At 60.6% G+C, this 13,146-nt stretch carries 13 protein-coding genes; 3 read left to right on the forward strand and 10 right to left on the reverse strand.

Features of this window, described 5'->3' with window-relative positions; genetic code table 11:
• Positions 1-8: 8 nt before the first annotated feature.
• Positions 9-866: a pantoate--beta-alanine ligase gene (gene panC, locus J2046_RS10985; RefSeq protein WP_210051721.1), complete on the reverse strand. Its 858-nt coding sequence runs from the start codon at positions 864-866 to the stop codon at positions 9-11.
• Positions 867-1,092: 226 nt separating this feature from the next.
• On the opposite strand from panC, the gene J2046_RS10990 reads away from it, so the two are divergent.
• The 3 genes from J2046_RS10990 to J2046_RS11000 all read left to right on the forward strand — a co-directional run bounded on the left by J2046_RS10990 (position 1,093) and on the right by J2046_RS11000 (position 4,666).
• Complete coding sequence (locus tag J2046_RS10990; protein ID WP_210051722.1) at positions 1,093-1,680, forward strand: cupin domain-containing protein; 588 nt, start codon at positions 1,093-1,095, stop codon at positions 1,678-1,680.
• Positions 1,681-1,754: 74 nt separating this feature from the next.
• Positions 1,755-3,062 carry a 4-aminobutyrate--2-oxoglutarate transaminase gene (gene gabT / locus J2046_RS10995; protein ID WP_210051723.1) on the forward strand — a complete coding sequence of 436 codons (1,308 nt, stop codon included), beginning with the start codon at positions 1,755-1,757 and terminating at the stop codon, positions 3,060-3,062.
• A 50-nt stretch (positions 3,063-3,112) separates the two neighbouring features.
• A complete protein-coding gene (locus J2046_RS11000) occupies positions 3,113-4,666 on the forward strand; it encodes an acetolactate synthase large subunit (protein WP_210051724.1) in 1,554 nt (517 codons plus the stop codon).
• Here the strand turns inward: J2046_RS11000 and J2046_RS11005 are convergent, their stop codons facing one another.
• The 9 genes from J2046_RS11005 to J2046_RS11045 form a co-directional block, all read right to left on the reverse strand.
• Entirely contained in the window at positions 4,667-5,047 is a 381-nt protein-coding gene (locus J2046_RS11005; RefSeq protein WP_210051725.1) for a RidA family protein, read from the reverse strand.
• An 8-nt stretch (positions 5,048-5,055) separates the two neighbouring features.
• Positions 5,056-6,120, reverse strand: a complete 1,065-nt coding sequence (locus J2046_RS11010; RefSeq protein ID WP_210051726.1) for an ABC transporter ATP-binding protein — start codon at positions 6,118-6,120, stop codon at positions 5,056-5,058.
• 15 nt (positions 6,121-6,135) lie between these two features.
• The gene (locus tag J2046_RS11015; RefSeq protein ID WP_210051727.1) at positions 6,136-6,939 is read right to left on the reverse strand and encodes an ABC transporter permease; all 804 of its coding nucleotides are present in this window, start codon (positions 6,937-6,939) and stop codon (positions 6,136-6,138) included.
• Positions 6,940-6,945: 6 nt separating this feature from the next.
• A complete protein-coding gene (locus J2046_RS11020) occupies positions 6,946-7,794 on the reverse strand; it encodes an ABC transporter permease (protein WP_210051728.1) in 849 nt (282 codons plus the stop codon).
• Positions 7,795-7,887: 93 nt separating this feature from the next.
• Positions 7,888-8,928: an ABC transporter substrate-binding protein gene (locus tag J2046_RS11025; RefSeq protein ID WP_210051729.1), complete on the reverse strand. Its 1,041-nt coding sequence runs from the start codon at positions 8,926-8,928 to the stop codon at positions 7,888-7,890.
• 17 nt (positions 8,929-8,945) lie between these two features.
• Positions 8,946-9,917, reverse strand: a complete 972-nt coding sequence (locus tag J2046_RS11030) for a dipeptidase (protein ID WP_210051730.1) — start codon at positions 9,915-9,917, stop codon at positions 8,946-8,948.
• The gene (locus J2046_RS11035; protein ID WP_210051731.1) at positions 9,914-10,636 is read right to left on the reverse strand and encodes a hypothetical protein; all 723 of its coding nucleotides are present in this window, start codon (positions 10,634-10,636) and stop codon (positions 9,914-9,916) included. Before J2046_RS11035 ends, J2046_RS11030 begins: the two co-directional genes overlap by 4 nt.
• Positions 10,633-12,342 (reverse strand): hypothetical protein, encoded by a 1,710-nt coding sequence (locus J2046_RS11040; RefSeq protein ID WP_233469691.1) that lies wholly within the window; start codon positions 12,340-12,342, stop codon positions 10,633-10,635. Before J2046_RS11040 ends, J2046_RS11035 begins: the two co-directional genes overlap by 4 nt.
• Positions 12,343-12,347: 5 nt before the next feature.
• A complete protein-coding gene (locus J2046_RS11045) occupies positions 12,348-13,106 on the reverse strand; it encodes an IclR family transcriptional regulator (protein ID WP_210051732.1) in 759 nt (252 codons plus the stop codon).
• Between the last annotated feature and the right edge of the window lie 40 nt (positions 13,107-13,146).

Here is a 13,146-nt window from a genome sequence, read left to right on the forward strand (position 1 = left end):
TCTCTCTTTCATTGCACGCCTCGGCGGCCAATGACCCTGTTGTCAAGAAGCCGGGTGGAGCCGATGCGGACGAACAGCGCGACGACGACCGGCTCGTCAATCAATGCGACGGGCTGCAAGGTCGAAGCATCTCTCACTGCAACGACCTCCGCATTTGCCAAGGGTTCCCGGCCGATGAATTCGCGCAGCATTTCCTCAAGCCTGACCGGATCGGTCTGGCCCGAACGCACAAGTCGTTCCGCTTCGTCGAGGGTACGCGGCACGATCGTTGCGGCGCGCCGCTCCACCTCGGAAAGATAGACATTGCGCGAGGAAAGAGCCAGCCCGTCTGTATCCCGTACAGTTGGAACGGCAATCACCCGAACCGGAAGCGCCAAGTCTTCGACCATTCGCTTGATGATGACAACCTGCTGATAGTCCTTTTCACCGAAATAGGCCGTCTGCGGCTGGACGATATTGAAGAGTTTGCAGACCACCGTGGCGACACCGGCAAAATGACCCGGTCGCACCGCGCCTTCCAGTTCGCACCCGAGATCAGGCACGTCGACGACGGTGAGCATGGGACGGGGGTACATGTCCTCACCGCCCGGGGCGAACAGGATATCGACACCGGCAGCCTCCAGCATGCTGCTGTCGCGCGGCAGATCGCGTGGATACCGGCTCAGATCCTCATTGGCGCCGAACTGCAATGGATTTACGAAGATCGAGGTTACGACAATGTCGTTTTCCGCGCGGGCTCGCGAGACGAGTTCCATATGGCCGGCGTGCAGATAGCCCATGGTGGGAACAAATCCGACCCGCTTTCCGGGCTTTGCCAGCAGACGCAAACTATCGCGCAGCTCATCGATCGCCTGGATAACCCGCATCATCTCTCCCTCGGTGCGCCAAGCTTGTGGCGATCTGAATAGAGACCGGCCCCGCCGGGAGTCAACGTGCCCCAACTATTAATAACGATTAGATGTTCAGGCCTGTTACGAGGCGGACCGAAGCCGGATGCGATCTTTTGCGGTGCGTGATCGCTCAAAATATGATCCAGTTGATCCTTCGAGCCATCCTTGGCATAACCGCCTCTACAAAATCTGGATCATGCCGATGGACCAAATATTCGATATCGGGGCACGGCTCAACGCCATGCGACTGGCAGCCGGCCTATCCCAGCGTCAGCTCGCAGAGCGAGCTGGTGTGCCGCATGCTCAGATATCGAACGTGGAGACCAACAAGGTCAGCCCTTCAGTCGCGACATTGCGCAAAATCCTGAACGGCCTCGGCGTCGGCATGGGTGATTTTTTCGAGCCGGAGCGCAGCCCCCCGAAAGGCCCGTTCTTCTCGGCGCATGAACTGGTTGATCTGACCTCGAAAATCGCCGCCTCGCCGATTTCCGGCGGCGATGACGGAACACTCGTTTTTCGCCAGATCGGCGATGCGCGGACACATAACCTCCAGATTCTCCATGAAGTCTACGAACCGAACGCGGATACCGGCGACACGCTGCTGCAGCATGCTTCGTCCGAAGGAGGGTATGTGGTCGAGGGCGAATTGGAGGTCACCGTCGGCGATGAGGTGCGCGTGCTCAAGACTGGCGAGGCCTATCTCTTCGACAGCCGCGTGCCGCATCGCTTCCGGAACCTTTCCGATCGCCGCACGATCGTCATCTCCGCCTGCTCTCCACCTTATCTGTAATTCCTAGGGCTGCCCTATTGCTCAAAATATTGAGCAAAGATATACCTTGATCATCGACATCAGGGGACACTGCGATGACCGTTTCATCAGATCTGCATTCGCGCCAGAAAGCTGCCGTGGCAGGTGGCGTTGGCACCCGCGCCATCTTCGCGGAGAAGGCACTGAACGCCGAACTTTGGGATGTGGACGGCAGGCGCTTCATCGATTTCGCGGCCGGCATCGCCGTCAACAATACGGGTCATCGTCACCCGACCATTATGCGCGCCGTCGCCGAACAGGCCGAACGCTTCACCCATACCTGCTTCCACGTGGCGCCTTATGAGGGCTATGTAAGGCTCGCCGAACGGCTGAACGCGATAGCGCCGACCGGTGCAGAGAACCGCACCATGCTGGTAACGACCGGCGCCGAGGCTGTAGAAAATGCGGTCAAGATCGCGCGTGCCCATACCGGCCGTGCCGGTATCATCGCGTTCTCAGGCGCCTTCCACGGCCGCACCATGCTCGGCATGGCTCTTACCGGCAAAGTCATGCCCTACAAGAAGAATTTCGGTCCCTTCCCGGCCGATATCTATCACGCCCCCTTCCCCAACCCCTATCTCGGCTTCTCGATCGAAGATGCGATCGCCGGTCTGGAACGCCTGTTCGCCGCAGACGTCGATCCGGAACGAATCGCGGCGTTCATCGTCGAGCCCGTGCAGGGCGAAGGCGGCTTCAACATCGCGCCGAAGGAATTCCTCATCCGGCTCCGCGAGATCGCCGATAGATACGGGATCGTGCTGATCGCCGACGAGGTGCAGGCTGGAATGGCCCGCACGGGAAAAATGTTCGGATTCGAGCATGCCGGCGTCAAGCCGGACCTCGTCACCATGGCGAAGGGACTAGCCGGCGGTTTCCCGCTTTCCGCCGTCACCGGAAAGGCCGAGATCATGAATGCGGCGCATCCCGGCGGTCTTGGCGGCACCTATGCCGGCAATCCGCTGAGCGTCGCGGCCGCCAATGCAGTGCTCGACGTCATCGAAAATGAAAGGCTCTGCGAGCGCGCGGCGGAAGTCGGGCGCAGGATCACGGAGCGGTTGACGTCGATCGCATCGCGCCAGGGCATGGAACGCATCGGTGAAGTCCGCGGACTCGGCGCCATGGTGGCATTCGAACTGGTTGAGGACCGCGAGTCCAAGGCGGCCAGCCCGGCGATCACCAACCGTATTGTTGCGGAAGCGGAAGCCCGCGGCCTCATTCTACTCTCTTGCGGAACGCGTCTTAACGTGATCCGGTTGCTCCCGCCGCTGACGATCGAATGGGATGTTCTTGAAGAAGGGCTTAACATTCTCGAAGCTTCGATCGAAGCCGCATTTTCGGATGCGACCGCTCCAGTGGCAGCCTGAGCTGCGTCCGTGCGAATGGATGCCGGTATAGACGAAAAAGAGGGAACTGCATGAACGGCGCCGATATGCTTTGTGATGTCCTGCTGGTAAACGGCATCGACGTCTGTTTCGCCAATCCTGGTACATCGGAGATGCATTTCGTCGCGGCGCTCGACCGCAAGCCCGCCATGCGCTGCGTCCTCGGTCTTTCGGAAGGCGTTGTGACGGGAGCTGCCGATGGCTACGCTCGCATGGCGGACAAGCCTGCTGCGACACTCCTGCATCTGGGACCCGGCCTCGCCAACGGTCTTGCCAACCTTCACAACGCTCGTCGCGCACGCACGCCCATTCTCAACGTCGTCGGCGATCATGCATCCTATCACCTGCAATATGATGCACCGCTGACGAGTGATATCGAAAGTCTGGCACGTCCGATGTCCCATTGGGTCGGACGTGCCGGCGGACCTCACGATATACGCCGTTGCACCGAAGAGGGCTTTGCCGCGTCGATCACCCGCCGCGGCGTCTCGACGATGATCCTGCCGGCCGATGCCGCCTGGGGCGAGGTTTCGCCGGAAACGCTTTCTCCCGTTACCATCCCCGAGCCTCCGGCAATCGAACCGGAAGCGTTGAAGGCTTCCGTCGCGGCGCTTCGCAGCGGCAAACGCGCCGTGATCATCCTCTCCGGCCACGCCCTGCGCGAAAAGCCGGTCGAGACCGCCGGTCGTATTGCGGCGGCAACCGGTGCGGCTCTTTTCTCGACATCGTCGGCCAGAAGCGCACGCGGTGCGGGGCGCGTTTTGGTACAGCCCGTTCCTTATAATATCGAGCTGGCGATCGAGGCGTTGAAGGAATTCGAGGTGGCGATCTGCATCGGCGGGCCTCGCCCCGTTACCTTCTTCGCCTATCCCGGCAAGCCGAGCACGACGTTGCCACCGGACTGCCGGGTGATCCAGCTCGCCGAGCATGAGCACGATCTCGCCGATGCGCTGGAGCAACTGGCGGATGGGCTCGGCATCAGGCCGAATGCGGACTTCGCCCGCAACGCTTTCCGTCAGAACGAGATACAGGTGCCAAACGGTGCTCTAACACCGGATTCCGTCAGCCTGGCGATCGCCCGCCACCTGCCGGAAAATGCCATCATCATTGACGAGGCACTGACCTCGATCGGCCAGCATACCGCACTCGCGCCCGGCCTTCACCCGCACGACCACCTGCCCATCACCGGCGGTTCGATCGGCATCGGCATCCCGCTTGCGGCAGGTGCTGCGATCGGCGCGCCGGATCGCAAGGTTGTGGCGATGCAGGCTGACGGCAGCGGCATGTACACGGTTCAGGGCCTGTGGACCCAGGCACGCGAGCAACTCGACATCGTGACGATCGTCTTTGCGAACAACGCCTATCGCATCCTGCAGGGCGAGATGACCAATGTCGGCGTGAATTCCTATGGCGCCAATGCGCGCAAGATGCTCGACCTCGACCAGCCGAAACTCGACTGGTGCTCGCTTGCCAAGGGCCTCGGCGTTGAAGCCGACCGCGCCACGACTGTCGAGGAATTCATAAAGCTCTATACCGCCGCCCTCTCCCGCAGGGGACCGTTCCTCATCGAAGCCGCAATCGTCTGATCAGGCCGCGTTCGCCGCGGAAACCATGATCATCTCGACCTTCAGGTCCGGGCTCGCCAATCGTGCTTCGAAACAGGCGCGCGCCGGCGGCGCGATGCCGGAGACCCAATCGTCCCAGACCTCGTTCATAGCGGCATAATCATCCATGTCCGCCAGCATGATCGCGCAGAAGATGAGGCCCTCCTTGGCGCTGCCGATTTCCGCCAGCCGGCCTTCTGCCTTGGCGAGAAGCTGCCGCGTCTGCTCTGCAATGCTCAGCGAACCGTCATAGGGTGCCTGAGGCGTGCAGGCAAAATAACCCGTACCTTGATGGGCGACGGCGAGGCTGCCGCGCTGGCCGACGCCGAAACGCCGGATGATCGACGAAAAGTCAGAGTTCATGGGGCTACCTATTTGGTGATGACGAAGACAGCTTCAGGCGTCCAGCTGATGCAGCATTCCTCGCCTTCCTTGATGATCACCACGTCCGCGCCAAGCACGCGCACCCGCATGGAGAGTTCTCCTGCCCGGCCGATGACGAGCGCATTGTCACCGTAGTTGACGATGGTTTCGACCTTCATGCGCACATTCTTGCGCCCCTCGATCGGATTGCGTGAAAGCTTGATATGCTCCGGCCGAATGAGCAGCGTCACGTTCTGACCGTCGGAGAGAGCTTCGCCGCCCGCATAGTCAAAGGGCCCGAGCGTCGGATTGTCCGCCGTCTTCGTCATCGCATTGGTGATGGTTGCCGGAATGAGGTTGCTCTCGCCGATGAAGGTGGCGACGAATGCGGTGCGCGGGCGATGATAGATATCGAGGGGTGCCGCCGCCTGCTCGATCCGCCCCTTCTCGAAAACCACGATGCGGTCGGACATGGACATGGCTTCCGACTGATCGTGAGTGACGAAAATGGTGGTCACGCCCAGGCTGCGTTGGATGCGCTTGATCTCGATCTGCATCTGCTCACGCAGGTTCTTGTCGAGTGCGCCGAGCGGTTCGTCGAGCAGGAGCAGCGATGGCTCGAAGACCAGCGCGCGGGCAAGCGCTACGCGTTGCTGCTGACCGCCGGAAAGTTCCTTCGGGTGGCGATGGCCGAAACCCTTGAGACCGACAAGCGAGAGCATGTCTTCCGCCCGCCGCAAGCCTTGAGAACGGTTGACGCCACGCATCTGAAGTGGAAAATACACGTTCTCAACGGCCGTCTTGTGTGGGAAAAGCGCGTAGTTCTGGAAGACTATGCCGATATTGCGTTGATGCGGCGCGAGTTGCGAGATCGACTGCCCGCCGATCTCGACCGCGCCGCCGCTCGCCTTCTCGAAGCCGGCGATGATCATCAAGGTCGTCGTCTTGCCGGAGCCGCTCGGGCCTAGGAAGGTCACGAATTCTCCCTTGTCGACCGAGAGGCTTACATTGTCGAGCGCCGTGAAATGCCCGTAGCTCTTGGTGATGTTGGAGAGTTGCAGGTAGCTCGTCATGAGAAATCCTTGGGATCAGTGTGCGCCGGCGGATCGGCTCGGCTTGGGCACGCGACTGCGGAGCGCGCCGACGAAATAGGGAGCGGCGATACCGATCAGCACGGCGAAGAAGAGCAACGTCGAGATGACTGCAATCACCGGGTCCGCCTCCTGGCGGATGCTGTCGAACATCTTGCGCGGCAGCGTCTCCGCGTCGCGGCCGGAAATGAAGATCGCCACCACGGTCTCGTCGAACGACTGGATGAAGGCGAAGAGCGAGCTGATGATCAGGCCCGGCCGCAGGATCGGCAGCGTGATGTGGAGAAAGGTTCTTGTGGGGCTTGCGCCCAGGCTCTGGGCCGCCCGCTCCAGATTGCGGTCGAAACCCTTGAGATTGGCGGAGAGCACCAGGAAGGCGATCGGCACAGACAAGCAGGTATGCGCGAGGATGACGCCGAGATGGGTATGGACCAGCTTCAACTGCCCGAAATAGGAATAGTACCCGATCGCCATGACGATATGGGGAACCGCCATCGGCATCAACATCATCAGGTCGGCGAAACCTTTGCCGCGAAAGCGATGACGCACGAGCGCGAAGGTTGCCGGCACGACCAGCGCCATGGTTAGGATCGTCGTCGCGGTAGCGATGAGAATGCTGTTCCAGGTGGGCACGAGCCAATTGGGGTCGGTGAAATAGGCGCGGTAGTAGCCGAGCCAGTAGCCGGGCGGCGGGAACTGCAGCGAACTCGCATTGGATAAGGACATCGGCACCACAATGACCAACGGTGCTGCAATGAAGAGTACGACGATGAAGCCTGCCCAACGCATGAACGTATTCATGACCGATCACCCCCAGAGTTTGTCGAGGCCGAAACGGCGGTGATAGATAGTCAGGATGATGAGCGTCACGACGAGCAGCACCATCGCCATGGCGGAACCGAGGCCAAAAGCCAGGAATTCCTCGATCTGATGGCCGATCAGGCCGGCGATCATCTGTTCGCGCGGGCTGCCGAGCAGCACCGGCGTGACGTAGAAGCCGAGGCAGATAACGAAGACCAGCACCGATCCATTGGCAATCCCAGGTGCCGTCAGCGGCAGGTAGACATGCCGGAAGAGCGACCAGCCTTTGGCACCGAGGCTTTCTGCCGAGCGGATCAGCGCCGGATCGATCTTCTTCATGACCGAATAGATGTTCATGATCATGTAGGGCGCCAGGATGTGCACCATGGCGAGCGTCGAGGAAAAACGGGTGAATAGGAGCTGTGGGGGTTGCTCGATGCCGATCATCTGCAGGAAGGCGATCAGCGGGCCGTTGTTGCCAAGCAGCACCATCCACGAATAGGTGCGCACCAGGAAGCTCGTCCAGAAGCTCATGGTCACAAGAAGCAGGATGAGCATCGCCGTGCGCGGCTTGGAATGCGCCATCAGATAGGCCAACGGATAACCGACCGCGAGGCAGCTAAGCGTCACGAAAGCGGCAGTCGCGAAGGTGTTGACGAAGACGCGCTGATAAAGCGTGCCCGTCAGAACCTTCTGGTAATCGGCGAACGAAACACGCGGTTCGGTAAAGCTCATGATCGCCACGTCGGCGAGCGGCACGACGAAGAAGACGAGCATGTAGATGCCGAGCGGTGCAAGCAGCAACCAGGGCCAGATATTCGTCTTTTCCGTCAGTCTTGAAAGGCTCATGCCCATTGCCGTTCCTTCTCATGGCAAGCGGGGTCGATACGGCAGCGCACAGTCATCGTGCGATGCCGCTCAAGCAGGTCAGATTGATCCGGGAGCCGATCAGCTCGCAACCCACTCTTCAAAACGTTCGGCGAGTTCTGCCGGGTCGGCACCGAAATTCGCCATATCCTGCTCGAAGGTGAGCTTGTAGTTTTCTGGCGAGGTCGGCATACGCTTTGCGTCTTCGGCGCTGACGAACTCGTTGGACGCCGGGTTCAGCGCGCCGTAATCGGCAGCCTTCGCAAAACCGGCGAGCGGCTTGGCGCTCGTTGCGAATTCCACGAACTTCTTGGCGTTATCGAGGTTTGGCGTATCCTTGGCGACAACCCAATAGGCGCGTTCGATCTCGCCCTGGTTCCACGTCATGGCGACCGGAGCGCCGGCCTTTTCCGCTTCGAAATAACGGCCATGCCAGATGCCTATCATGTCGATCTCGCCGTCACGGAGAATCTGAGTCGACTGGGCGCCGGCCGTCCACCAGACGCGGACATGATCCTTGATCTTGTCGAGCGACTTAAAGGCCCGATCGATATCGAGCGGATAAAGATCCTCCACTGCGACACCATCGGCCAGCAGCGCGATCGGAATGACGCGAGCTGCATAGCGTTGCAGCGAACGGCCGCCAGGGAATTTCTCGACATTCCAGAAATCGGCCCAGGTCTTCGGCGCTTCCTTATACTTGTCGGTACGCCAGGCGATGACGGTCGCGAAGGCATGCGAAGCGACGCCGTTTTCGAAGAGACCGCCTTCATAAGGCGCCTCAAGCTCCTCGATAATGCCGGCCTGATTGGCGCGAACGAGTTCGCCGCCACCGAGCGTGGTGACGTCGAATTCATAGGTGCCCGTCTTCACCTGCTGGGCGAGCTTGGCGAAGGAAACCGGAGAAACGGTCTTTACCTGAATACCGGTCTCGGCGGTGAACGGATCGATGAGATTTGCCTTGGCCGCCGCTTCCCAGGGGCCGCCCCAGGTATTCACGTAGAGGATCTTCTCCTGGGCGCGAACGATATAGGGCGCGGCAAGCGAGGCGGTGACGGCGGCGGCGGCAGTTTTCAGGAAACTGCGACGATCTGGCATGAGAAAAGTCTTCATTCCGGGCATGATCAGTTCTCCTCTTTTTATGGTTTTCTGAAGGTGGCTTCGTAGAGCCGAAGCCAATTCTTGTGAGTGATCTTAGCGACCTCCTCTTCCGAGAAGCCGACGGCACGCAGACCATCCGGGATCACCTTGATGTCCTCGACCTTCTGGAACCATTCCGGCGGCGCAGCCTTGAGCGGCCTGCCCGCCGCGCTGGCGCCATAGTCCTCGCCGCGGGTCCAGCGGCCCTTGCGCATCCAGGCGTAGTCGGGGGCGGTGAAATTGTGGCTCTTGTCGGTACCGATCGCGACGGACTCGATGCCGGCAATGTCGACCGTGCGGGCCACCATCGTGCACCAGGCCTCGATCGACTTGCAGTATTCATCCCCAGTGATGTTGCGATAGGCGGCACAGCCGATCACTCCGCCGGTGTCCCTGAGCGCCCTGATGACGTCATCAGATTTGTTGCGCTTGTGAAAGAACAACGACTGCGCATTGGCATGGGTGACGGCGATCGGCTTTTCGGAAACCTTGATCGCATCCAGCGTCGTGCGGTCGCCGACATGGCTGCAGTCGACGAGAATGCCGGCCGCATTCATTTCGCGGATGACCTCCCTGCCGAAGCGGGCGAGGCCGGAATCTTCCACCTCGTAGCAGGAGCCGCCGAGCTCGTTCTGGTTGTTGTAGGTGAGCTGAACGACGCGCACGCCGAGTTCTGCAAACATCTCCACGAAACGGATGCGGCCCTGGAAGAGGTTGGCGTTCTGGAAGCCCATGATGATGGCGAGCTTGCCTTCCCCGGAAATCCGGCTGATGTCGTCCGCCGTCAGCGCGATTTCGGCAATATCCGAGTTTTCGCGGACCAGATCGCGCCAGCGGCCGATCGAATCCATGGATTCGATCGCGCCTTCCCAGAAGCCGCAGGTGTTGACGACGCCGCCGACAGTTCCCGCGAGCAGGGTTTCAAAGGCGGCGCGATCGAAATGCCCGCATTGCAAACCGTCGATGATCACGATCCAGCGCCTTCCTTTTCACGTTCGGAGAGTCTGGATGCCAGGAAGCTGACATCCGTTTCGTCGTCATTGTCCTTGCGTCCGATGATCGTTCCGTCCTCGTTGATGATCATCGGTCCGGCGTGACGTCGGGAAACGACGCTGTCGGTTGCCAGCGCCTGCTTGGCCAGGTGGTAGATGCGCCACCAGAGATCCGCCTCGACCAGCACCCCATCCTCAAGCAGGGCCCAGAGCAGGGGATCATCCTTCCGGACATCACCGGTGACAGTCGCGGGAGCCGCGTTGAGCACGTTGCCGGAAACGGTGATCGTAAGACCGGTGCGCCCCCCGAAACTTGCTGCGGTTGCCAGTTCCTCGGCGTCTGCCACGTTGACAGCCGTCAACTCCGCCGAACCGAAGCGAGCCGTCAACTCGCCGAGAAGGTCGATCACCGCCGGAAGGACGAACCACGCGTGTTCACCAGCCGCATCGAGCTTGAGGCGATTGCCGTCCTCGGAGGTGATCGAGATGCGGGCAGGATCGGCGGATTTGAAGCTTTCGAAACGCTCCTCAAACAGCGCGAAACCGCCGAGCCCGAGCTTTTGGGAATACATCGGGAAGTCGCCGACCGTGAGGAAGAAGCCCTTGGGCAGGCTGCTGAGCGAGAATATGCGCTCGGACATCAGCCGCATTTCACGGGGCATCACGCGCATAGAAACATTGGAATGCGAGGAGGTCATAGAACAGGTTCCGCCGGATAATACCAGGTGCCGGTGTAGCCGGAGCGCAGATCGTCGGGAGTGGGCGCCCCGTGATAGAGCACGCCGCGCAGATTGCGACTCAGGAAGTCTCGGGTCTTGTCGATGCCGTGGAAGCCGACATTCATCAGCCGAACGAGATCGATCGGCACGAATTCTTCAGCATTGATGTTTGCATGCGGCGTGTGATAGCCGAGGCCGCTGAGGCTCTGTATGCGGGCAACCATGTGACGGTGTTCAGGATGCTGCATCAGGAAACGGGCGATGCTGAGTTGGCCGTCGACCTTGCCGAGAACAGCATAAAGCGACTGGATGTCCCCGCAGACATCGAGGCCAAGATCGAGCGCATCGGGGACTTCCTCACGTGCCCCGCGGCGCGGCTCCTCGGCGGTCTCCGACTTGTACCAGACATATCCGTAGGCTTCCGGACGGGACATATCGATGTCGAGAGCCCACTGATATTCCTCACGGATGAGACCAGCGAGGCTTTCTGCGGTTTCTGCCGGAGAGACATTCAGTTCATCTGGCGCATGAATCGCTTTCAACAGACGATCCGCCTCCTCCGGCACAAGCTCGATCAGCAAGGACAGGAAGGTCTCATAAGCTTCCGGAACAGACTCGGCTTCAAATTCGCAAGCCAGAATATCGAGCGGAACATCGGCCTTTCGGCCAAGTACCGTACCGCTGCTGCGGAATTCTTCGAGTGCTTCCACCATGTTGTCTAGATCGGCGGCGATCTCGTCGCTCGAGGCGAAGGTCTCGTAGACCATCTGGTCCTGCTTACGGAAGACAATCGCCTGGCCGAGCAGTTCGATGAGCTTCGCCACGCGCGGATCGGACGGCTCGAGCTTCAGTCCGCGCGCCATGGCGATCGCCTCCTCGCGTGCGCGGATGAAGGCATCGATCAACCGCGGATGCTTGTGCACAAAAAAGATCAATCCCAGCGCCGAGCCATTGCCCACACCGATATAGCGGCGGAGCCGCGGATCAAGCCGCACCGCCTTTTCCGATTTCTTCGCCGCCAGATGCTCGACGAGATCGCAGGAGAATTCCCGCATCAGGTAGGCCGTGAGAAGCTGGGCCTCCAGAACGCCTCCGAGCGCATGCCGGGATCCGAGAGACGGGAAGGAGCGCGTACCGAACGTGCCGTTGCCGTCGAGGCCCGTATTGCGCATCAGATAGCAGACCCTGGAAAGGTCGGTGACGGAAGGCTGGCGACCTTCGGCAAGTGCTTCGAGCGTCTGGTCGAAGACGCGCATCGAACGGTTCGACCGGCACCAGATCAGGGTTTTCGCGGTGGCGCGGCCAGTATAGAGCTTCGGTATCTCGCGCCGCGCAGTCTCAATTTCTGCTTCGCTGGCTGGCCCTTCGATCAGTGTTCCCATCATATCCCAGGCCTGGCCGATGATCCGGCCGGTGCGGGCAACGCGGCTCGGCGGACGGGAAAAGCCGATAAAGGAAAACTCCTGGGACGGCGCCTTGATGGAATAGATGACGGTGCCTTCGGCATTGCCGTCGATATCGAAACGGATTTTGGAAATATCCCAGCGTTCGCGGATCATCTTGTTCATGAAGGCCCGCGTGCCGCTCAACCTGCTTGGCTGCATTGCTGCCAGCCGCGAGGTTTTCATCACCTCGTGACTGGCTCTTGGCAGCCGCACGGCCACCCGTCCAGAAGTTACGGTCATCGCCGTCAACGCTCTCCCTGCTGCATTTTCGTGATGGTGCGCGCCGCTTCGAGGAGCGGCTCCCGGAAGGTTTCGAGATCGAAACGGGTTTCGGGCATGACCAGCGAGATGGTCGACGTACACCTGCCCTGGAAATCGAAGATCGGCGCCGCGATCGCCGTCACGCCGCTCTGGGTGTAGCCGCTCGACAGGGCATAACCGTTCTCGCGCGCCTCGCTGAGTATCTCCCTCGATGCAAGCGGCTCGCCGCTTTCGCGCAACCGACCGAGAGTCGGTTCATCCGCAAAGGCTGTGAGGATGCGTCCGGATGCCGAGCCTTCGAGCGACATCGTGGTGCCGATCTTCTGCTCCGCCCGCAGCACGCTTTCGGATTCGACACGCGAGACGATGCAGGGCAGGCCCCGGTCGAGTACCGCCAGCGAGGCGGTTTCCTTCACACGGTGAACCAGCATCTCCAGCACCGGCTGGACGCGGGTGCCGAGATTGGCCTGCTCCAGGGCCGAAGCGGCAATCCGGCAGGCATGCATGGAGAGCCGGTAGCGCATCTCCCGATCCTGCTCGACCCAGCCGGCCTCGATGAGCGTCAGGAGGCGCTGGTAGGCCGTTGGCCGCGACAGTTCCATGGCCGCGGCAACCTCCGGCAGCTTCATTCCTCGCGGGCTTGCGGCAAGCACGTCCAGCACGGCCATCGTCTTGAGAACCGTGGACAGAGGTCTGACGCCGCCCTCTTCCTCTTGTATTCTATTTGAATATACTGTATCCATAACAAATATATTGATCGTCGGATTTGATCGCTGTCAACTG

It is taken from the genome of Neorhizobium petrolearium, assembly GCF_017873175.1.
In the GTDB taxonomy this organism is placed as follows: domain Bacteria; phylum Pseudomonadota; class Alphaproteobacteria; order Rhizobiales; family Rhizobiaceae; genus Neorhizobium; species Neorhizobium petrolearium.